The organism is Dactylosporangium sp. CA-052675 (assembly GCF_050947935.1).
In the GTDB taxonomy this organism is placed as follows: Bacteria; Actinomycetota; Actinomycetes; order Mycobacteriales; family Micromonosporaceae; genus Dactylosporangium.
In genome coordinates, this window is the sequence record NZ_CP192010.1 from 1,616,339 (window position 1) to 1,636,572 (window position 20,234).

The following is a 20,234-nucleotide window of genomic DNA, read 5'->3' on the forward strand; positions in this document are numbered from 1 at the left end:
GTCCGAGCCCTCTAACCCGGCGTCGCGCCAGTCCAACAGAGCAGCCGACGGCGCCATCCCCACGGTGTCCGGGCGGTCGCTCGGCTTCCAACAGATCCAGGAGCGAGCAACCAAGTGGCCGTCAAGATCCGGCTCCTGCGGATGGGCAAGATCCGCAACCCGCAGTACCGCATCGTCGTCGCCGACTCGCGCACCAAGCGTGATGGTCGGGCGATCGAGTTCGTCGGGCTGTACCACCCGAAGGAGGAGCCCTCGCGCATCGAGGTCAACTCCGACCGCGTCCAGCACTGGCTCTCCGTCGGCGCGCAGCCGAGCGAGGCCGTGCAGGCCATCCTGTCCAAGACCGGCGACTGGCAGAAGTTCAAGGGTCTGCCGGCCCCGGCCGAGCCGCTGAAGGTCCGCGCCGCGGCTCCCGACCGCAAGGCCGCCTACGAGGCCGAGGCGCAGGCCGCCGCCGGTCTCGCCGACGCGCCGAAGGCGAAGAAGGCCGCCGAACCGAAGAAGAAGGCCGAAGCCGAGGCTCCGGCCGCGCAGGCGGAGGAGCAGTCCGGTGCCGGCGCCGGCGCGGAGGCCTGACGTGCTGCGCCCGGCGCTCGAGCACCTGGTCAAGGGCATCGTCGACAATCCTGACGATGTCCGGGTGCGCATGGTCGACTCCCGCCGCGGTCAGCGGCTGGAGGTCCGGGTCAACCCGGAGGACCTCGGCACCGTGATCGGGCGCGGCGGCCGCACGGCCAAGGCGCTGCGGCAGGTCATCACGTCGATCGGCGGCCGCGGCGTGCGCGTCGAGATCGTCGACGCGTACTGACGCATGCTGCTCGTCGTCGGTCAGGTCATCCGCGCGCACGGCGTCCGCGGCGAAGTCGTCGTGGACGTGCGCACGGACGCGCCGGCTGAGCGTTTCGCCGTCGGGTCGGTCCTCGAGACCGACTCGACGGCGGTGCGGCATCTGCAGACCGTCCCGCCGGGCGCGTGGCGGCCGCCGCCGACGCTCACCATCGAAACGGTCCGCCCGCACCAGGGCCGCCTCCTGGTGGTCTTCGAGGGCATCTACGACCGCAACCTCGCCGAGGACATGCGCGGCGTCCTGCTGTGCGTGGACAGCGCCACGATCCCGCCGAGCGACGACCCGGACGAGTTCAGCGACCACGAGCTGGTCGGGCTCGACGTCGTCGACGCCGCGGGGGAGCACGTGGGCGAGCTGCTGCGCATCGACCACGCGCCCGCGCACGACCTGCTCGTCGTGCGGCTCGCCGACGGGCGCACCGGCCTGGTGCCGTTCGTGCGCGAGATCGTTCCCGAGGTCGACGTGCCCGGGCGGCGCATCGTGATCACCCCGCCGGAAGGCCTCTTCGACCTATGAGGGTCGACGTCGTCACGATCTTTCCGGAGTACCTCGCGCCGCTCGATCTGTCCCTGATCGGCAAGGCGCGCGCGAACGGGACGCTCCAGCTGGCAGTACACGATCTGCGGAAATGGACGCACGACGTCCATCGCACCGTGGACGACACGCCGTACGGCGGCGGTCCCGGCATGGTGATGCGGCCCGAGCCGTGGGGCCAGGCCCTCGACGCGCTGGCCGGCCCGGAGACCCACCTGATCGTGCCGAGCCCGGCCGGCGCTCCGTTCACCCAGGCGACCGCGCGCGCCCTGGCGGGCGAGGAGCACCTGATGTTCGCGTGCGGCCGGTACGAGGGCATCGACCAGCGCGTCTTCGACCACGCCGCCGCGCGGATGCGCGTGAGCGAGGTCTCCCTCGGCGACTACGTGCTCTTCGGGGGCGAGGTCGCGGTCCTCGTGGTGCTCGAGGCGGTCACCCGGCTGCTTCCGGGCGTGCTGGGCAACGCCGACTCGCTGGTGGAGGAGTCGCACGCCGACGGGGTCCTCGAGGCGCCGATGTACACCAAGCCGCCCAGCTGGCGCGGCCTGGACGTGCCCGACATCCTCCGCTCGGGCGACCACGGCCGCATCGCGCGGTGGCGCCGCGAGCAGGCCCTGCAGCGCACCGCCGAGCGCCGCCCGGACCTCATCGCCGCCCTCGAGCGGCGGGCCGCCGAGGGTGATCAAGGGGCCTGATTTCAGGTTCTGCGCGTCGATGTGGCAAAGTAGTGAGGTTGCCGCGGCCTGACGTGTCCGGCACCCATGATCACAAACCCTCGCGCGCCGCGGAGATCGGGCGTGCCTTGAGTGACGAGGAACAGCCGCGATGAACACGCTGGACGCGCTGGACGCACAGTCGCAGCGGACCGATATCCCGAGCTTCCGCGCCGGTGACACCGTCAAGGTGCACGCCCGGGTCGTCGAGGGCAACCGGTCCCGGGTCCAGGTCTTCCAGGGCGTCGTGATCCGTCGCCAGGGCGCCGGCCTGCGGGAGACCTTCTCGGTCCGGAAGGTGAGCTTCGGCGTCGGCGTCGAGCGCACCTACCCGGTGAACAGCCCGGCCGTCGACCGGATCGAGGTCGTGACGCGCGGCGACGTGCGCCGCGCGAAGCTCTACTACCTCCGTGACCTGCGGGGCAAGAAGGCCAAGATCAAGGAGAAGCGCGAGACCAAGGTCAGCAGCTGACCTCGCGCTTCGCTGGATCGCCGACGGGGAGGGGCGCGGCGCGCACCCTCCCTGCGTCGCGTCCGGGATCGGATCTTTCGGTCATCTGGAGCCGGTCTCCCCAAAGTGGTCTTGTGCATCTAGGCTGACGCCGATGGCAAGTGACCCCTACGGCCGCGATGGTTACGACGATCGCGCCGACGACCAACACCCGCGCGATCGCCCCCTGGACCAGGCGGGCGGACGGCGCGGGCAGCAGCAACCCTTCGGTGGCGTCAGCTACCCGGGCCACGACTACTGGTCGACCCCGGGGCGCTCGGACGCCGAGGAGGGGCAGCGCGCCTACGACGGTGGCTGGCAGCGTGACGCCCGCGACGCCTACGGGCGCAGCGAGACGCCGCCCGGCCGCGACGTCGTGCCCGGTCGTCGTGACGTGGAGCCCGGGCGCGACCCCGCGCCGGGCCGGGGTGGCTACCAGCGCGACGACTGGAGTTCGGGCGGCGGCCGGGGCGACTGGGGTCGCGAGCCGGAGCGCGGCTGGAGCCGCGGCGACGATCGCGGTGACCTGCGCGATCGAAACCGCGGGCGCTCCTGGGACGACGACCCGTACGGCTCCCGGCGCGGCCAATGGGACCGCGACGAGCCGCCGATGGTGCGCGACCGCGCGTTCGAGCGCGACCGCGGCTACGACGAGCCCGGATACGACGATCCGCGGGAACGTCGCGAGCGGGAGCGCGCGGATCGGTACGAACGCGGCTATGACCGTGGCGAGCGCTCGACGGGCTCGGGTGCGCGGCCCCGCCGGGGTGCCCCGCTCGAGGACGACTCGGTGTCCACGTGGCGCAGCAAGGTCCGCCGCAAGCGCAAGAACATGCCGCTGTGGCAGGAGCTGCCGCTGCTGCTGATCGTCGCGTTCTGCCTGGCCGTGCTCATCCGCACGTTCCTGGTCCAGGCGTTCTTCATCCCGTCGGGCTCGATGGAGGAGACCCTCCTCGTCGGCGACCGGGTGCTGGTCAACAAGGTGCTGTACGACGTGCGGGAGCCCGAGCGCGGCGAGGTCGTCGTGTTCACCGGCCCGGACACGTGGGCGCCCGAGAACCAGGTCGACAAGAACGCCGGCTTCTTCGCCGAGCTCGGCCAGACCGTCGGCGACCTCGTCGGGTTCTCCCAACCGGGTGAGAAGGACTTCATCAAGCGTGTGATCGGGCTCCCGGGCGACACCGTCGCCTGCTGCGACGTCGACGGGCGCGTCACGGTCAACGGATACCCGCTCGACGAGTCGGCGTACCTCTACGACAACTCACCGCTCGACGCCGCCCCGAACCCGAGGCAGTGCACGGCGCGCCGGTTCGGGCCGATCAAGGTCCAGGCCGGGCAGATGTTCGTGATGGGCGACCACCGCGGCGTCTCCCAGGACTCGCGCTGCCAGGGCCAGGTGCCGATCGACAACGTCATCGGCCGCGCGTTCGTGATCCTCTGGCCGAGCAGCCGCTGGGGCTGGCTACCGGTGCCGGACACGTTCAAGAACATCCCGAAACCGCAGGCTCTGCCGCCACCCGGGCCGCATGTCACGCGTGCGCACAACGATCCATTGGTCCCGGATATGGTACTTGTGCCGATCGCTGTCTCGTTCTCGCTTTCGACCCGTTCGGCGCGTCAGGAGCGGTTGAGGCGTCGCCGATGGTGACGAGCACGTACCCTTCAGGGCGTGATTGACGAGCAGACCAAAAAGCCCAGTAGCTTCTGGCGCGAACTGCCGGTGTTGCTGGGCGTGGCGATCATCGTCGCCGTCGTCGTACGCGCCTTCGTCCTGCAGACGTTCTTCATCCCGTCGGAGTCGATGGAGAACACGCTGCTCATCAAGGATCGTGTGCTCGTCAACAAGCTGGTGTACGACTTCCGCTCCCCGCATCGCGGCGAGGTCATCGTCTTCACGGCGCCGGACTCGTGGCGCAACGACCCGTCCGAAGAGGACTTCATCAAGCGCGTCATCGCCGTCGGGGGCGACCACGTCGTGTGCTGCGACGACAAGCAGCGCATCACGGTCAACGGCACCCCGCTGGACGAGTCCTACATCTACGCCAACGCCGACGGGCTGCAGGACCTCCCGAGCGAGGAGCAGTTCGACGTCACGGTGCCCAAGGACCGCCTGTGGGTGATGGGCGACCATCGGTCCCGCTCGGGCGACTCGCGGTACAACTTCATCCGCACGAAAGATCCCAACCAGGCCACGATCCCCGAGGACGCCGTGATCGGCCGGGCCTTCGTGGTCTTCTGGCCCTTCGACCGGGCCAAGTGGCTCAGCGTCCCGGACACCTTCGACAAGGTGCCGGATCCGACCTCGAAGTGATTGCGTCGTAGTCTCGTCGGTATGACGGAGGCCGCGGCAGACATCGACCGCCGGGCGGCGCGGGTGCTCCTGCTCGACCCGTCCGGGCGCGTCCTGCTCATGCGCGGATGCGACCCGGCGCGGCCCGAGCACCGCTACTGGTTCACCGTGGGCGGCGGCCTGGAGGCGGGGGAGTCCCTCGCCGACGCGGCCGTGCGCGAGGTCTACGAGGAGACCGGGCTGCGCATCACCGGGTCCGACCTGGTCGGGCCCATCCGCACCGATCGGGTCGAGTTTCCCTTCGACGGCCGTTGGTACTCGCAGGAGCAGACGTTCTTCGTCGTGCGCTCGGAGGCGTTCACCGCTGATCTCTCCCACCTCGCCGACTACGAGGCGACCAGCGTCGACGGCACCAGGTGGTGGTCGGCGGACGAGCTCGCCGCGACGTCGGAGCGCTTCTACCCTGCCGACCTCCCCGGCCTGCTGCGGGAGGTGGCCTGAGATGCTCGCGCCTCCGCGCACCGTCGTGCACCGCGCCGCGGGCCTGTGGGCCCTCGAGCGGGCCCTGCAGCGGCGCGGGTTCAACCGGGTCGCCGGCGCCGACGAGGCGGGCCGTGGGGCCTGCGCGGGACCCCTCGTCGTGGGCGCCGTCATCCTGCCGCAGGGCCGCCGCGGCGAGATCGAGGAGCTCAACGACTCCAAGCTGCTGACGGCGGCCGCGCGGGAGCGCGTCTACGAACAGGTGGTCCGGCGCGCGGAGGCGTGGACCGCGATCGTCATCCCGCCCGGCGACATCGACCGCCGCGGGCTGCACGTGTGCAACCTGGCCGGCATGCGGCGCGCCCTCGCGAGCCTGCCGGTGCGGCCGGAGTACGCGCTCACCGACGGCTTCAAGGTCGACGGCCTGGGCATCCCTGGCCTTGCGGTCTGGAAGGGTGACCAGGTCGCGGCGTGCGTCGCGGCCGCGAGCGTCGTGGCGAAGGTCACGCGGGACCGGATCATGGAGCAACTGCACGAGACGTACCCGCAATACGGCTTCGACGAGCACAAAGGCTATGCGACCCCGGTGCACGGCGCGGCCCTCGTGGCCCACGGGCCGTGCCCCGAGCACCGTTTCTCCTACGCGAACGTGGCGGCGGTGGGGCGGCCGGGCTCACGGCGCGGTAACGTCGGCGTGGCGCCCGGCGAGGCCGCACGGGTTCCGGCGCAAGTGGGCGACAATGTGGCTATGGAAGGCGGACCGCGATGAGCGCCGAAGATCTCGAGAAGTACGAAACCGAGATGGAGCTCCAGCTCTACCGGGAGTACCGCGACATCGTCCGCCAGTTCTCCTACGTGGTGGAGACCGAGCGCCGGTTCTACCTGGCCAACCAGGTCGACCTGCACGTGCGCAACTCGGACGGCGAGGTCTACTTCGAGGTCGAGATGCACGACGCCTGGGTCTGGGACATGTACCGGCCGGCTCGCTTCGTGAAGAACGTCCGCGTGATGACCTTCAAGGACGTCAACGTCGAGGAGCTCGAGAAGCCCGACATCTCGCTGCCCGACAACGGCTTCGGCGGCTGATGCGTCAGCGGCGGGTGCGTTAGCACACCGCGACCCGGCCTGTCAGTCCCTGTGCAGGCCGGGTCCGTTTATCCACAGGCGGCAAGATCGCGTTTGCCCTGGCCGCCGGAATCCGCGACGCTCGCGGCCATGTTGAAGAACTTGACCCGCTTCGGGCTCCTCGTCCTCGCCGCCACCGCCGTTGCCGCCGCCTCCACGGCCATCGCCGCCGCTGCCTCGGCCTTGTCCACGCCCAAGCGGGCCGCGGCCTCCTCCGAGCCCTCATCCGCCTTCGCGGCCGGCTTTGCCGAAGCGCCGGCCGAGGCTCCGGCGGACGGCGTGTTCCAGGCGCCGCTCGACGGCCCGGTGACCGTGACGAGAGGCTTCGAGCCGCCCTCGGACCGCTATGCCGCGGGCCACCGGGGCGTGGACCTCGCGGGCGCCCCCGGCCAGACCGTGCGCAGCGCCGGCGAGGGCACGGTCGTCTTCGCCGGGATGGTGGGCGGCCGGCCGGTGGTGAGCGTCGAGCACCCCGGCGGCGTGCGCACCACCTACGAGCCGGTCTCCGCGACCGTGGTCCGGGGCCAGGCGGTCTCGCGCGGAACGCCCCTCGGCACGCTGAGACCGGGCCACCCCAACTGCCCGGTGGCGGCGTGCCTGCACTGGGGTCTGAGAACCGACGGCAACGTGTACCTCGACCCGCTGACCCTGCTCCGCCCGGCGCGCGTACGCCTCCTCCCGCTGCACTGACCCGCGCTCCCGCGACTCGTTCGAGCGCCTCATGCGAGCAGCTTCGGCAGCCCCGCCGCCAGCCGCTGATAGTCCTCGGCCCGGTTGTAGATCTGGCCGGACAGCCGCAGATACCCGCGCCCGCGCCACGCCGCCAGCCCGACCTCGGCCGCGAGCTCGTCCGAGATCCGCCGGCGCAGCGCCGCCGCCGCCTCCGGGTCGCTCGCCACGCCCGGGCGCAGCGGGATCACCGTCATCGGCAGCCCGGTCGCCGCCGGCACCTCGGCGCCGATCGCCTCCGCGACCACGCGCTGCCCGTACTCCGCCAGCGCCGTGTTGTGCCGCCGGACCGCCTCGATCCCCAGCGTGCGCAGCACGAACAGCCCGGTGGGCGCGGCCAGCCAGGGCGTGTAGTCGTGCGACCCGAGCCACTCCAGGTTCGCGGGGAAGCCGGCCTCGGCGGACCACGACAGGACCAGCGGCCGGATGCGCGCCCTCCGCGCGGGCGCGACGGCGAGCAGCGCGGTGCCGCGCGGCGCATACGCCCACTTGTGCAGGTTCCCGGCCCAGAAGTCGGCCCCGAGCTCGCTCACCCGCGGGTCGATGACGCCCGGCACGTGCGCGGCGTCGACGTGCACCGCCACCCGCTCACCCCGGCGCTCCCGCACCGCCTCGACGATGCGCCGCACCGGGAACACGCGCGCGGTCGCGGCGGTGATGTGGTCGACGATCACCAGCCGGGTCCGGGGCGTGGTCGCCTCCAGCACCGCCGCCGTGACCGCCGCGTCGTCGGCCTCCAGCGGCACCCGCGCGACCCGATGCACCGCCCCGGTGCGCCGGCACGTCGCGGCGACCGCCAGGTCCACGGCACCATAGCCGTGATCGGTCGTCACGATTTCGTCTTCGGTACCGAGATCAAGGCTCCCGAGCACGATCGACGTCGCCGTGGAGGCGTTCTCGACCAGCGCCGTGCCCTCGGGGTCGGCGCCGACGAACGCGGCGAGGTGCCGCCGCACGTGGGCGATGCGCTCCTCGAGCCCGACGGCGAAGAACCGGTGCGGGTTGGCTTCCATCTCCTCGCGTACCCGCTGCTGAGCCCGCTGGACCGGGACCGGCACCATCCCGAAGGCGCCGTGGTTCAGGTGCGCGACGGCTGCGTCGTGCGAGAACAGCAGCCGAGCACCGGGAATCGGCTCGGGAGCGGACACATCCACGATCTTAGGGCTCCCACCCGGCTCCCGCGCCTACTTGCCGCGGACCCATTCCGCTCGCCCACCTCGCCTCGCGTCCGGCGCCCTCGCCTGTCTCGCGTCCTGCGCTTGTCTGGCCGCTCTGGCCGCGTCCTCCTCGCTCGCGTCCTGCGCGCATGCGTGAGTCGCGCCTTTTCGCGGCTTTCGCGGTCGCGTGCGTCGCGTTTTACGCGCGTGGGTGCGCCTGCTCGTATGCGGCGCGTAGCCGCTCGATGGACACGTGGGTGTAGATCTGGGTGCTCGACAGCGATGCGTGCCCGAGCAGCTCCTGGACCGAGCGCAGGTCCGCCCCGCCCTCCAGCAGGTGCGTGGCGGCCGAGTGCCGCAGGTCGTGCGGCGAGGTGTGGGGGAGCCCGGCCGCCCGCGCGTACGCGTCGACGATCCGCCGCGCCGAGCCCGCCTGCAGCCGGCCACCGCGGGCGCCGAGCAGCAACGCCGCACCGCTCCGAGCACCCTCGAGGGCCGGGCGGCCGTGCCGGAGCCAGGCGGTCAGCGCATGGTCGGCGGGTAGCCCGTAGGGCACCGAGCGCTCCTTGTCACCCTTGCCCACCACCCGTACGACGCGGCGCATCCGGTCGACGTCGCCGAGGTCCAGGCCGCAGAGCTCACTGACGCGGATCCCGGTGGCGTAGAGCAGCTCGAGCACCAGCCGGTCCCGCAACCCCAACGCGTCCGCGCGGCCCGACGGCGACGTCACCAGCGTCTCGGCCTGGTCCGCGCGCAGCACGGTCGGCAGGTCCCGGTGCGCCTTCGGGCTGGCCAGGCGCTGGCCGGGGTCCGTCTCGATGAGTCCCTCGCGCAGGGCCCAGGCGGTGAACGTCCGCGCGGCCGCGGCGTGCCGGGCGAGGCTCGTGCGGGCGTCCCCGGCCGCGCGCCTGCGCGCGAGCCACCCGCGCAGCACCGCGAGGCTCAGCCCCGCGGGCGCGTCCGCGCCTCCGGCCGCGGCGTGGTCGAGCAGCGACACGACATCACCGACGTAGGCCCGCACGGTGTGCACCGACCGGTTCCGCTCGGCCGCGAGGTACCGCGCGAAGTCGTCGACCGCGTCCCGCATGCTCGCGGGCAGCCGCTCGTGCAGCTCCGCCGTGCCGGGCGCGGGCGCGGCGGCCTGGCCACGTCCGCCGCTCCGGACTGCGGCGGCGCCACGCGACGGGGAGGAACCGCGTCCGCGCGCGGTCGGGCGTGGCTGTTCTGCGGTGGGCGCCGTGCCGGCCTTCGCCGCCGCGCTCGCCCGCGCGGTCGCCGTGATGTCGCGCAGGCGCTCGGCCGCGTGTGCACGGGCGCCCGCGCTTGTGCCCGCGCTTGCGCCTGGGCCCGCGCCGGTGCCGGTGTCCGCGTCCGCGCCTGCGGTCGCGTCAGCGTCAGTGCTCGTGTCCGCGCCTGCTGTCGCGTCCGCGCCTGCGTCTGCGTCAGTGCTCGCGGTCGCGTCCGCGCCTGTGTCGGCGCCGGAGTCGTCCGGCGATGCCTCGCGGGGAGTCAACGGCGCTGCTGCTCTTCGAGGAACCGCTCGATGAGCCCGCGCACCACGGCCGCCATCGTGAAGCCGTGCTCGGTGCACCACACGCGCAGCTCGGCGTGCCGCTCGGCCGGCAGCCGGAACGTGACCAGCTGGCTCTCCTCACCGGGCGGCAGCGAACCACCCAGGACGCCGTGGGAGGCCGACTCCTGGCCGAGGTCGGGCGGCCCGATGAGGTTCCGGCCGCGCAGCGCCGCGGTGGCGAAGAGCCCGCTGCGGTCCATGGGCACCGTGCGTCCGAGCAGCCAGGCGGTGATCTCCTGGCGGGTCGTGGCCGGGAGCGTCTCGAGCAACTCCACGAGTTTCTCGACCGGAGCAGTCATACCGCCACGATAGCGCCCGATATCCCGCTATCGCTATTCGTCGGCTCAATCGATCGGACGCGTACGCCTTGGATTTCTTCGATCAGTTCCGGCAGCATCCGGTCGATTACCGGGCCGGGGACGCTGACCACGAACTCGTCCGTCGCCACGGTCCCGTCCCGGCCGAGTACGCGCATCTGGCGGATGTCGACGCCCAGGCGGCCGAGCAGCGTGGTCACCTGGCCGAGCGAGCCGGGCCGGTCGGGAAGTTCGACGATCACGTGACGTAGCGACATGGGGCAAGCCTGACGACGCTGCGTTTCCCGGCCGTTACAACGCCACGTCGCCCGCCTTTCGGGGAATTCGTTGACAACGTCAAGGAATCTGATGACGATGTCAACCATGACTATCGAGTCGGTCGCCGCGTTCCGGCGGTTCAACCGCTTCTACACGAACCTGATCGGCGTGCTGCGAGCCGGACTGCTCGACTCGCCGTACTCGCTCGCCGAGGCCCGGGTGCTCTACGAGCTGGCCGCCGCGCCCGCGCGCGTGCTGGACGTCGCCGACCTCCGGCAGGGGCTCGACATGGACGCCGGCTACCTGAGCCGCATCCTGGGCCGCTTCGAGGGCGACGGCCTGGTCGTGCGGGAGCGCTCGGACGCCGACGCGCGCAAGCAGCGCATCCGCCTCACCGACGCCGGGCGGACGGCCCAGGCCGAGCTCGACCAGCGCTCGGACGCGCAGGCGGCGGCCCTGCTGGGCGCGGTGACGGCGGTGGACCGGCGGCGCCTCATCGGTGCCATGGAGGCCATCGAGACCATCCTCGGCGACGGTACGGCGTCCGCGCCCACGGTCGTGCTGCGCCCGCCGGGACCGGGCGACCTCGGCTGGGTCGTCCAGCGCCACGGGGCGCTCTACACCGCGGAGTACGGCTGGAACGACGATTTCGAGGCGATGGTCGCCCGCATCGTCGCGGACTACGCCGAGTCGCACGACCCGCGCTGGGATCGCGGCTGGATCGCCGAGGTCGACGGCGAGCCCGTCGGCTCGATCTTCTGTGTCCGCGCGGGTGAGGGGACCGCGAAGCTCCGGCTGTTGCTCGTCGAACCCAAGGCGCGCGGACTCGGCGTCGGCGGCCGCCTCGTCGACGAGTGCGTCCGCTTCGCCCGCGCCGCCGGCTACCGCGACATGGTCCTGTTCACGCACGACATCCTCGGCGCCGCTCGCCGCCTGTACCAGCGAGCCGGGTTCGAGCTCGATCACGAGGAGCGCAAGCCGGCCTACGGTCAGGACCTCGTACACCAGCACTGGCGGAAAATTTTCTGACGACGGCCCGGTTGCGGCCCCAAGCCGCCCGGCCTGCGCCGCGACCCCTCCGCATACCAACATCGCCGAACTCCCTCCAACTTATCCACAAGCACCTCGTTGTCCACAGGTCTGGGCTTCAGTGCGACGCAGTGATCACCCCGATCCGCGAGAGTCGCCCGCATGACGAACCACAACCAGCTCGTCGGCGGCTTCGGTGAACGAGTCGCCTGCCGATACCTCGTCTCACAGGGCCTCGTCCTGCTCGACCGCAACTGGCGCAGCCCGGCGGGTGAGCTGGACGTGGTCGCCCGCGACGGCGCCGACGTGGTGTTCGTCGAGGTCAAGACCCGCCGCAGCACGCGATACGGCCAGCCTGCCGAGGCGCTTGTGCCGGCCAAGGTCCGCCGCCTGCGCAAGCTCGCCCAGATGTGGCTGGCCGCGAACGACGTGCGCTGGGAACGCGTCCGGTTCGACGTGATCGGCGTGCTCGTCGGCCGGGGCGTGGCCATCCAGCACCTGCGTGGGGCGTTCTGATGGGGTACGCCCGCGTCTACTCCGTCGCCCTGCACGGCGTGGCCGGTGAGGTCATCGTCGTCGAGGCCGACGTGGCCCCCGGCCTGCCCAGTCTCGTCGTCTCCGGCCTGCCGGACGCGGCGCTGAGCGAGGCCCGCGACCGCGTCCGGGCGGCCGTACAGAACTCCGGCGCGTACTGGCCGCAGGCACGCATCACCGTCAACCTCCTCCCGGCACACGTGCGCAAGCACGGCTCCGGCTTCGACACCGCCGTGGCGATCGCGGTGCTCGCGGCCGGGGCCGAACTGCCCATCGGACGGCTCAAGGGCGCCGTGATCCTCGGCGAGCTGGGGCTCGACGGCACCGTCCGGCCGGTTCGCGGAGTGCTGCCCGCCGTTCTGGCCGCGAGCCGGGCCGGGAAGGAGCTGGCGCTGGTACCGCTGGCGAACGTCACCGAGGCCCGCCTCGTCCCCGACATCGAGGTCCGCGCCACCGACAGCCTCGGCCGGATCATCGGCTACCTGCACGGGGTCCAGAACCTGCTGGATCCTGTCTCCGAGCGGGTCCCGGAGACGTCCTCCACGCTCGACCTCGCCGACGTGCTCGGCCAGGAGCGAGGACGTCGCGTGATCGAGCTCGCCGCGGCCGGTCGCCATCACATCGCCATGTTCGGCCCGCCCGGTGCCGGCAAGACGATGCTGGCCGCTCGGCTGCCCGGTGTGCTGCCACCTCTCGACGACGAGGAGGCGATCGAGGTGACGGCCCTGCACTCGATCGCGGGGACGCTCGCGCCGAGCGGCACGCTGGTTCGTCAGGCGCCGCTGCAGGCCCCGCATCACACCGCCTCCGTCGCCGCGCTGGTCGGTGGAGGGCCCGGGCTCGCCAAGCCCGGTGCGATCAGCCTCGCCCACCACGGGGTGCTGTTCCTGGACGAGTGTGCCGAGTTCGCCTCCGGGGTGCTCGACTCCCTGCGACAACCCCTGGAACAGGGACAGGTCAGGCTCCGCCGCGCCTACGGTGAGACCGTCTACCCGGCTCGGACGCAGCTCGTGATGGCCGCCAACCCGTGTCCCTGCGCTCGGCCGGGCGGCCGCCAGACGTGCCAATGCCCGTCGATCGTCCGCCGGAGGTATCAGGCCCGGCTCTCCGGACCGCTGATGGATCGCGTGGACCTGCAGGTCGATCTCGATCCGGTGCGTTCCGCGGCGCTGCTCGGCACCGAACACGTGGAGCCGTCCTCGGTGATCGCGAAACGGGTGCTGGAGGCCCGCGGCGCAGCGGCGGCGCGCTGGGGGCGCAGTGCGAAGACGAACGGCGACGTCCCGGCCTCGATGCTGCGCGACGGTCGGTTCCGGCTCTCGAGGTCGGTGCTGCGTCCGCTGACGATCGAGATGGACCGCGGCCGGCTCTCGGCTCGAGGCTTCGAGCGGTCGATGCGGGTGGCGTGGACGATCGCGGATCTTGATGGACGGATCCGGCCCGAGGCGGCGGATGTGCGGGAAGCGCTCGAGCTGCGTTCGAGGACCGTGCGATGAGGCCGGGGGAGGAGCGGGTGGCGCGCATGGCGCTCGGGATGCTCGTCGAGCCCGGATGCCGCGAGCTCGGTGTGCTCGTGCGCTCGGTCGGCGCGCAGGAGGCGTTGGCTCGGGCGGTCGGTGGGTTCGGCATCTCGCGCGCGCTGGCGGGGGCGGTGCAGGCGAGGATCCGGGGCTCCGGCGTGGAGGGCTCGCCGGACGTGGGCGCGCAGCTCGCCGAGCGGATGGAGGAGCTGGCGCAGCGGCTCGGGGCGCGGATCGTCACCGCGGTCGACGACGAGTGGCCGCTGGCGCTCGACGACCTGGTCAAGGCCAGCCGCGAGGGCAACATGCTGCGCCGCGACACCGATCCGCCCATGTGTGTCTGGCTGCGCGGACCGCTGCGGTTCGCCGAGACGCTGGAGCGGGCCGTCTCGGTGGTGGGCGCGAGGGCGATCACCGGGTATGGCGCGTATGTCGCATCGGAGTTCGCGTACGGGCTCGCGGAGTCCGGGTGGACGGTCGTGTCCGGCGGAGCGCTCGGCGTCGACGTGACGGCGCATAGGGGTGCGCTGGCCGGAGCGGGCGCGACGGTCGCGGTGCTGGCGTGCGGGATCGACAAGGCGTACCCGGCGGCGAATGCGGCGGTGCTCGAGCAGATCGGCGACGAGGGGCTGCTGGTCACCGAGTGGCCGCCCGGCACCCACCCGCACAAGACGCGGTTCCTGACCCGCAATCGGGTGATCGCCGCGGCGACGAGGGGCACGGTGATGATCGAGGCCGGGTCACGCAGCGGGGCGCGCAGCACACTCGGGTACGCCCGGCTGCTCCAACGCACCGCGATGGTCGTCCCGGGGCCGATCAACTCGCCGATGTCGGTCGGTTGCCACGTCGAGCTGCGGCAGCCGGGCACGGTGCTGGTGACCCGGGTCGAGGAGATCATCGAGGAGATCGGCAGCATCGGGGAGCTGGCCACGCCGATCCAGGGGGCCGGGCGGCCCGAGGACGTTCTCGATCCGCTGCAGGCTCGGATTCTTGACGCGGTCCGGCCGCGGCGGGCGACGACGGCGGAGCAGATCGCCGCCACGGCCGGGGTCAGCGGGCGCGACGCCCGGCGGAATCTGCCGCTGTTGGAGGAGCTCGGGTTCGTGGTGTCGGGGCCGGACGGCTATCGGCTCAGCAGCGAGCCGCGCGGTCCGGTCGAGGGCGAATCTCCGCCGGCCGGGCGCCCGGCGGGCCGCCGGGGGAGCGCGGAGCCCCGACCGGTCCGCGGAGAGGAGCAGTGGTGAGCGAGTCAGAGTCGCTGCAGCCGCGCGACCGCCTCGTCGAGGACCTCGTCGCGCTTGCAGAACGCGAACCGGACGAGCCGCCGGCCGGCCTCGGCGTCGTCGTAGAAGACCTGTGTCGGCACCGCGACGACGCCGCAGCGCTCGGGCAGCGCCAGGCAGAACTCGACGCCGTCGGTGCCGCCCAGCGGGGTGATGTCGGCGGTGACGAAGTACGTGCCCTCGGGCTGCAGCACCGCGAACCCGGCCTCCGTCAGGCCCTTGCACAGGCGGTCGCGCTTGCGCTGCAGCTCGTCGCGGAACTCCTGGTAATAGGAGGCCGGCGACTCCAGGGCCACCGCGATCGCGGGCTGCAGCGGGCCGGCGTTGACGTACGTCAGGAACTGCTTCACCCGCGTCACGGCCGACACCAGCGGGCGCGTGCTGCACACCCAGCCGATCTTCCAGCCGGTGCACGAGAACGTCTTACCGGCCGAGGAGATCTGCACCGTGCGCTCCCGCATGCCGGGCAGCCCGGCGAGCGGTACGTGCGGGGCGGCCGCGTCGCTGAAGATCAGGTGCTCGTACACCTCGTCGGTGACGGCGAGGACGTCGTACTCGACGCACAGCTCGGCGATCTGGGTGAGCTCGGCCTCGGTGAAGACCTTGCCGGTCGGGTTGTGGGGGGAGTTGAGCAGCACCAGGCGGGTCCGCGGGCCGAACGCGGCGCGCAGCTCGGCCGGGTCGAAGGAGTATCGGCCCTCGGCGGCCCGCAGGGTGACCGGGCGGCGGACGGCTCCGGCGAGCGCGATGGAGGCGGCGTAGGAGTCGTAGTACGGCTCGAAGCAGACGACCTCGTCGCCGGGCTCGCACAGGGCCAGGATGCTCGCCGCGATCGCCTCGGTCGCGCCGGCGGTCACCAGGATCTCGCCGTCCGGGTCGTACTCGAGGCCCCAGAAGGACCGCTGGTGGGCCGAGATCGCGGCGCGCAGCTCGGGGATGCCGGGGCCCGGCGGGTACTGGTTGCGGCCGCCGCGGATCGCCGCGGCCGCCGCGTCGAGCATCGCGGCCGGGCCGTCGGTGTCCGGGAAGCCCTGGCCGAGGTTGACGGAGCCGGTGCGCACGGCGAGCGCCGACATCTCCGCGAAGATGGTGGTGCCGAACGGGCGCATGCGGGCGATGAGCGGATCACGCGAGGCGTCAGTCACCCCCCGAGTATGCGGCTGGGAGCAGCGCTCGGACCGCTGCGGTCCTGGCCCGGTGGATCCCGCTGCGGGTGCGGGCCGATGGGATCGGCGAGCATCTCCGGGCCGAGGGCTGGATTGGCGGCCGGGGGAGACACGCGAGTGCAAAGGCCCCGAACGCGGACCGGTCGGCGTCAAGTGCGGGAGGACCGCGGAGCGTGCACGAGGAACGCCTGCGATCCCGAGAGCCCTGGTCAGGGGGTACGGGGCGCGGTTGGGCCGGCAGCGACGCAGATTACAGGCAGCGTTGCCGGGTGGCGAGGATCATGCCGAGGGCCTACCGTGACGGACCGTGGATGGACGCCGGAACTTCTCCCCGGACCCGGACTCGGATTCCCGCTGGTACCCGGAGGACCGTGGATACGACGACCGCGGGTACGACGACCGCCGTGACGATCGTGGGCACGACGACCGCGGCCGGGGTGACCGGGGCCGGGACGAGCGCTCGCGAGGCCGCGACGACTCGGAACGCGGGTACGGCGAGGATCGTGGATACGGCGAGGACCGCGGGTACACCCCGACGCGGTACGCGGACGAGCGGGAGTACGACGACGGCGGGTACCGGGTTCCGGAGCCGCGGGGAGGAGGCCGTGGGTACGGCGCCGACCCACTGAGCTACGGCGACAGCCCCAGCGGGCAGTTCGGTGCCTCGGCCCTCGGGCGGGCCGGCGACTCGGCCCTCGGACGAGGTGGCGACTCGACTCTCGGACGAGGTGGCGACTCGGGTGAGTATTCGGGGGAGTTCGTCAGCCGGTCGCGGCGCTCCGAGGCGATCGACCGCAGCGCGTTGCAGCGGCCGGTCTCCGGCGGGGGTGCCTCCGGCGGGCTCGCGGGGGCCTCGATTCCGGGGCTCACCACCTCGGGGTCGCCGATCCAGGGGCTGCCGACGATCACGCCGTCCAGCACCGGGGCGCTCGGCTCAGGTGGGGCCGGAGCGGCCCTGGCGACCGGTGGGCTCGGAATGGCTGGCGGCCCTGGAATGACCGGCGGGCCGGGAGGGGTCGCAGTGGCTGGCGGGGGCGGTGCGACCAGCCCGCTCGGGGCCGGAGCGGCCGGGCCGGTGTCCGGTGGGCCCGTTTCGGGAGTGCCGGGGTCGGGCGCGCCGGTCGGCGCCGGGTTCGCCGGAGTCGGGGCCGGGGTCGGGGCCGGGGTCGGGGCTGGAGTCGGGACCGGAGTCGGGACCGGGGCCGAGAGCGGAGTAGGCGGAGCCGGGAACACCGGATCGATGCCGAACGCCTTCGCCGGCCCGACGGCGTTGACCGCGGCCGTGCCGGCGCCTCGGCAGCAGTACGGGGCGGAGGCGGGCGGTGCGGTGTACCAGAGCAAGCGGCCGGGGCTGGCCGTCGTGCTGGTGGTGCTGACGGTGTTGTTCGAGCTGCCGGTGCTGCGGCTGTTCATCCACGCCGTGACCGCGAGTGACGTGCCCGCGGGGGCGACGCTCGCCGGGATGTTCATGATCCCGGCGCTGCCGATGTTCTCGCTCGGGCTGTATGGGCTGATCGGTGGGGCGGCCGCGGCGGCGCCCGGGGTGCGGGCCTGGTTGCGGACGCCGCTCGCCTACCTGCCGGTGGCGCTGTTGCTGTTCGTCGCGGCTGGGCTCGCCGCATAGGGCGCCAGCTTCCGCGGAAGTCGCGAGCCGGTAGAGGCATGGGGGCCACGACGCCCGCACTACCGGCTCCGTGCGTAAAAGCGAAAAAGCGAAAAAGCGAAAGAGCGAGAAGACGAAGAGGCGAAGATGCGAATGGGCGACATAAAGGCCTGACAGAGCCGCGCGGTGAACAGGGCCTCTGCCCGAGACGCGCCGCGAAGACCTCGGGCCAAGGCCGTCGTCCGGGCGGCGACCCCGCGGCCCGTTTAGCCGGTCGACGTCGCAGCAGCACAAAGCGCGCCGAGACGAGCTGCGGGCTACGCCATAGCCGAGCACAAGCCCCGCAAACGTCGTAACCGAGCGCAACCACCCTGACACGGCTGCGGGTGACATCGGCACCGGCGCTTCGGTCGCATTCGAGGCGCACAACAGCCGCAAGCGGCGCCGGAACGGCTGTGCGTGACGATGGAACCAAGCGGGTCAGCACGACAAAAGGCGCAACCCACCCGAAACGGCTACAGCCGGGCGAACTACACGTCAGTGGGGGCATTCGTGGAAGCCCGGGCGCGGCGCGTACACTTTCCACCGGCGACCGCACAGCGTGCGGTCGACCTCGCGCGCCCTCCCTAGCCCGCCGCATTCCCAGCGCCGGGTGAGCATTCCAGGGCGGCGGCCGCCCTGGTCCCGAGTGAACGCGTGGTGCACCACCGCGCGTGCGAAGGGTGAGACGGCCGACGACCGGGCGCCAGGACGGCGAGCCGACCGGTTCGCCGTGAACAACCAGGATCGAAGGGATCCCGCCGACATGGCCGTGACCATGCGCCAGCTGCTCGAGAGTGGCGTGCACTTCGGGCACCAGACCCGCCGCTGGAACCCGAAGATGAAGCGCTTCATCTTCACCGAGCGCAACGGTATCTACATCATCGACCTGCGCCAGACGCTCGACTACATCGAGAAGGCGTACGACTACATCCGCAACACGGTGGCCGAGGGTGGCTCGGTGCTGTTCGTCGGCACCAAGAAGCAGGCCCAGGAGGCGATCGCCGAGCAGGCGACGCGCGTGGGGCAGCCCTACGTCAACCACCGCTGGCTCGGCGGCATGCTGACCAACTTCCAGACGGTCTACAAGCGCCTCCAGCGGATGAAGGAGCTCGAGAGCCTCGACCTGACCGGCACCGCGCAGGGGTACACCAAGAAGGAGACCCTGCAGCTGTCCCGCGAGCAGACGAAGCTCAGCCGGACCCTCGGTGGTCTGCGCGACATGCAGAAGCTCCCGTCGGCGATCTGGGTCATCGACACCAAGAAGGAGCACATCGCGGTCGACGAGGCCCGCAAGCTGGGCATCCCTGTCATCGCCGTGCTCGACACGAACTGCGACCCGGACGAGGTCGACTTCCCGATCCCCGGCAACGACGACGCCATCCGCTCCGCGGCGCTGCTGACCCGCGTGGTCGCCGACGCGGTCGCCGACGGTCTGATCGCTCGTTCCGGGCGGGCCACCCGCGCCGACCAGAAGCCCGAGCCGGGCGTCGTGGCCGGTGACGAGCCGCTCGCCGAGTGGGAGCGCGAGCTGCTCGAGGGTGGCGCCAAGGCCGCCCCCGCCGCGGCGGCCCCCGCTGCCGAGGCTCCCGCCGCGGCGGCCCCCGCTGCCGAGGCCCCCGCTGCCGAGGCTCCCGCCGCCGCGGCTCCGGCCGCCGAAGAGAACAACCAGGCGTAACCCACAGAGCGAGAGAGAGTCATGTCCAACTTCACCGCCGCGGACGTCAAGCGGCTCCGCGAACTGACCGGTTCCGGCATGATGGACTGCAAGAAGGCGCTCGAGGAGGCCGAGGGCGACTTCGACAAGGCCGTCGAGCTGCTGCGCATCAAGGGCGCGAAGGACGTCGGCAAGCGTGCCGGGCGCACCACCGCCAACGGCCTCGTCGCGCACTCGGGCTCGGGCCTGGTCGAGATCAACTGCGAGACCGACTTCGTCGCCAAGAACGACGCGTTCGTCGAGCTCGGCCAGAAGCTCGCGGCGCACGTCGACGCGACCAAGCCGGCCGACGTCGAGGCGCTGCTGGCCTCCAAGCTCGGCGACGCCACCGTGGCCGACCTGGTGCAGGCCGAGTCGGCCCGCATCGGCGAGAAGCTCGTCATCAACCGCATCGCGGTGCTCGGCGAGCCGGTCGCGATCTACATGCACCGCAAGAGCCCCGACCTCCCGCCGCAGGTCGGCGTCGCGGTCGAGTTCTCCGGCAAGAACGACGAGGCGGCCGTCGCCGACGCCCGCGCCGTGGCGATGCAGATCGCCGCGATGCGGCCGAAGTACCTCACGCGCGACGAGGTCCCCGCCGACGTGGTCGAGTCCGAGCGGCGCATCGCCGAGGAGACCGCCCGCGAGGAGGGCAAGCCCGAGCAGGCCCTGCCGAAGATCATCGAGGGCCGGGTCAACGCCTTCTTCAAGGACTTCGTCCTGATCGAGCAGCCCTCGGTCAGCGACAACAAGAAGACGGTCAAGCAGGTGCTGGCGGAGGCCGGCATCGAAGTGACGCGGTTCGTGCGCTTCGAGGTCGGCCAGGCCTGACCGGCGGGTACAACAGCAGT

General features: G+C 72.2%; 24 protein-coding genes. 18 read left to right on the forward strand and 6 right to left on the reverse strand.

All coding sequences use genetic code 11. The features are described from left to right. The first annotated feature begins 114 nt into the window (after positions 1-114). From rpsP to ACQP1P_RS07250, 11 genes are all read left to right on the forward strand, one after another. Complete coding sequence (rpsP, locus tag ACQP1P_RS07200; protein ID WP_433084290.1) at positions 115-576, forward strand: 30S ribosomal protein S16; 462 nt, start codon at positions 115-117, stop codon at positions 574-576. After that, positions 551-808 (forward strand): RNA-binding protein, encoded by a 258-nt coding sequence (locus ACQP1P_RS07205; protein ID WP_033357826.1) that lies wholly within the window; start codon positions 551-553, stop codon positions 806-808. The genes rpsP and ACQP1P_RS07205 overlap by 26 nt, the downstream gene beginning before the upstream one ends. 6 nt (positions 809-814) lie before the next feature. Next, entirely contained in the window at positions 815-1,363 is a 549-nt protein-coding gene (gene rimM, locus ACQP1P_RS07210; protein ID WP_433089885.1) for a ribosome maturation factor RimM, read from the forward strand. Further along, positions 1,360-2,076 carry a tRNA (guanosine(37)-N1)-methyltransferase TrmD gene (gene trmD / locus ACQP1P_RS07215; protein ID WP_433084292.1) on the forward strand — a complete coding sequence of 239 codons (717 nt, stop codon included), beginning with the start codon at positions 1,360-1,362 and terminating at the stop codon, positions 2,074-2,076. The genes rimM and trmD overlap by 4 nt, the downstream gene beginning before the upstream one ends. 130 nt (positions 2,077-2,206) lie before the next feature. Then, a complete protein-coding gene (gene rplS, locus ACQP1P_RS07220; protein ID WP_350621052.1) occupies positions 2,207-2,566 on the forward strand; it encodes a 50S ribosomal protein L19 in 360 nt (119 codons plus the stop codon). Positions 2,567-3,374: 808 nt separating this feature from the next. Then, a complete protein-coding gene (lepB, locus tag ACQP1P_RS07225; protein WP_433089886.1) occupies positions 3,375-4,232 on the forward strand; it encodes a signal peptidase I in 858 nt (285 codons plus the stop codon). A 21-nt stretch (positions 4,233-4,253) separates the two neighbouring features. Further along, a complete protein-coding gene (lepB, locus tag ACQP1P_RS07230; RefSeq protein ID WP_433084293.1) occupies positions 4,254-4,895 on the forward strand; it encodes a signal peptidase I in 642 nt (213 codons plus the stop codon). 21 nt (positions 4,896-4,916) lie between these two features. Beyond that, entirely contained in the window at positions 4,917-5,375 is a 459-nt protein-coding gene (locus tag ACQP1P_RS07235) for an NUDIX hydrolase (RefSeq protein ID WP_433084295.1), read from the forward strand. Position 5,376: 1 nt separating this feature from the next. After that, on the forward strand, positions 5,377-6,123 hold the full coding sequence (locus ACQP1P_RS07240) for a ribonuclease HII (RefSeq protein WP_433084297.1): 747 nt from the start codon (positions 5,377-5,379) through the stop codon (positions 6,121-6,123). Beyond that, entirely contained in the window at positions 6,120-6,440 is a 321-nt protein-coding gene (locus ACQP1P_RS07245; protein WP_033357832.1) for a DUF2469 domain-containing protein, read from the forward strand. Before ACQP1P_RS07240 ends, ACQP1P_RS07245 begins: the two co-directional genes overlap by 4 nt. A 129-nt stretch (positions 6,441-6,569) precedes the next feature. After that, positions 6,570-7,169, forward strand: a complete 600-nt coding sequence (locus ACQP1P_RS07250) for a M23 family metallopeptidase (protein ID WP_433084299.1) — start codon at positions 6,570-6,572, stop codon at positions 7,167-7,169. 29 nt (positions 7,170-7,198) lie between these two features. On the opposite strand, the gene ACQP1P_RS07255 is transcribed toward ACQP1P_RS07250, so the two are convergent. From ACQP1P_RS07255 to ACQP1P_RS07270, 4 genes are all read right to left on the reverse strand, one after another. Next, complete coding sequence (locus ACQP1P_RS07255; protein ID WP_433084301.1) at positions 7,199-8,356, reverse strand: aminotransferase class V-fold PLP-dependent enzyme; 1,158 nt, start codon at positions 8,354-8,356, stop codon at positions 7,199-7,201. Between the two features lie 208 nt (positions 8,357-8,564). Then, positions 8,565-9,452 (reverse strand): tyrosine recombinase XerC, encoded by an 888-nt coding sequence (locus ACQP1P_RS07260; protein ID WP_433084303.1) that lies wholly within the window; start codon positions 9,450-9,452, stop codon positions 8,565-8,567. Positions 9,453-9,874: 422 nt separating this feature from the next. Beyond that, positions 9,875-10,237, reverse strand: a complete 363-nt coding sequence (locus tag ACQP1P_RS07265; RefSeq protein WP_433084304.1) for a hypothetical protein — start codon at positions 10,235-10,237, stop codon at positions 9,875-9,877. Next, the gene (locus tag ACQP1P_RS07270) at positions 10,234-10,620 is read right to left on the reverse strand and encodes an ACT domain-containing protein (protein WP_433084306.1); all 387 of its coding nucleotides are present in this window, start codon (positions 10,618-10,620) and stop codon (positions 10,234-10,236) included. The genes ACQP1P_RS07265 and ACQP1P_RS07270 overlap by 4 nt, the downstream gene beginning before the upstream one ends. Between ACQP1P_RS07270 and ACQP1P_RS07275 the strand changes: the two genes are divergently transcribed. The 4 genes from ACQP1P_RS07275 (at position 10,619) to dprA (ending at position 14,840) form a co-directional block, all read left to right on the forward strand. Next, positions 10,619-11,542, forward strand: coding sequence for a bifunctional helix-turn-helix transcriptional regulator/GNAT family N-acetyltransferase (locus ACQP1P_RS07275; protein WP_433084308.1), 924 nt, complete (start codon positions 10,619-10,621; stop codon positions 11,540-11,542). The two genes, ACQP1P_RS07270 and ACQP1P_RS07275, sit on opposite strands and share 2 nt — an antisense overlap. A 162-nt stretch (positions 11,543-11,704) precedes the next feature. Further along, positions 11,705-12,058, forward strand: coding sequence for a YraN family protein (locus ACQP1P_RS07280; RefSeq protein ID WP_433084310.1), 354 nt, complete (start codon positions 11,705-11,707; stop codon positions 12,056-12,058). Then, entirely contained in the window at positions 12,058-13,572 is a 1,515-nt protein-coding gene (locus tag ACQP1P_RS07285; RefSeq protein WP_433084312.1) for a YifB family Mg chelatase-like AAA ATPase, read from the forward strand. The genes ACQP1P_RS07280 and ACQP1P_RS07285 overlap by 1 nt, the downstream gene beginning before the upstream one ends. Beyond that, a complete protein-coding gene (gene dprA, locus ACQP1P_RS07290; RefSeq protein ID WP_433084314.1) occupies positions 13,569-14,840 on the forward strand; it encodes a DNA-processing protein DprA in 1,272 nt (423 codons plus the stop codon). Before ACQP1P_RS07285 ends, dprA begins: the two co-directional genes overlap by 4 nt. 5 nt (positions 14,841-14,845) lie before the next feature. Here the strand turns inward: dprA and ACQP1P_RS07295 are convergent, their stop codons facing one another. Continuing rightward, on the reverse strand, positions 14,846-15,988 hold the full coding sequence (locus ACQP1P_RS07295; RefSeq protein ID WP_433089888.1) for a pyridoxal phosphate-dependent aminotransferase: 1,143 nt from the start codon (positions 15,986-15,988) through the stop codon (positions 14,846-14,848). A 687-nt stretch (positions 15,989-16,675) separates the two neighbouring features. After that, on the reverse strand, positions 16,676-16,966 hold the full coding sequence (locus tag ACQP1P_RS07300; RefSeq protein ID WP_433084316.1) for a hypothetical protein: 291 nt from the start codon (positions 16,964-16,966) through the stop codon (positions 16,676-16,678). 319 nt (positions 16,967-17,285) lie between these two features. Between ACQP1P_RS07300 and ACQP1P_RS07305 the strand changes: the two genes are divergently transcribed. The 3 genes from ACQP1P_RS07305 (at position 17,286) to tsf (ending at position 20,214) form a co-directional block, all read left to right on the forward strand. Beyond that, positions 17,286-17,669 carry a hypothetical protein gene (locus ACQP1P_RS07305; protein WP_433084318.1) on the forward strand — a complete coding sequence of 128 codons (384 nt, stop codon included), beginning with the start codon at positions 17,286-17,288 and terminating at the stop codon, positions 17,667-17,669. 784 nt (positions 17,670-18,453) lie between these two features. Further along, a complete protein-coding gene (gene rpsB, locus ACQP1P_RS07310) occupies positions 18,454-19,365 on the forward strand; it encodes a 30S ribosomal protein S2 (RefSeq protein WP_350621024.1) in 912 nt (303 codons plus the stop codon). A 21-nt stretch (positions 19,366-19,386) separates the two neighbouring features. After that, entirely contained in the window at positions 19,387-20,214 is an 828-nt protein-coding gene (gene tsf / locus ACQP1P_RS07315) for a translation elongation factor Ts (RefSeq protein WP_433084320.1), read from the forward strand. Positions 20,215-20,234 lie beyond the last annotated feature (20 nt).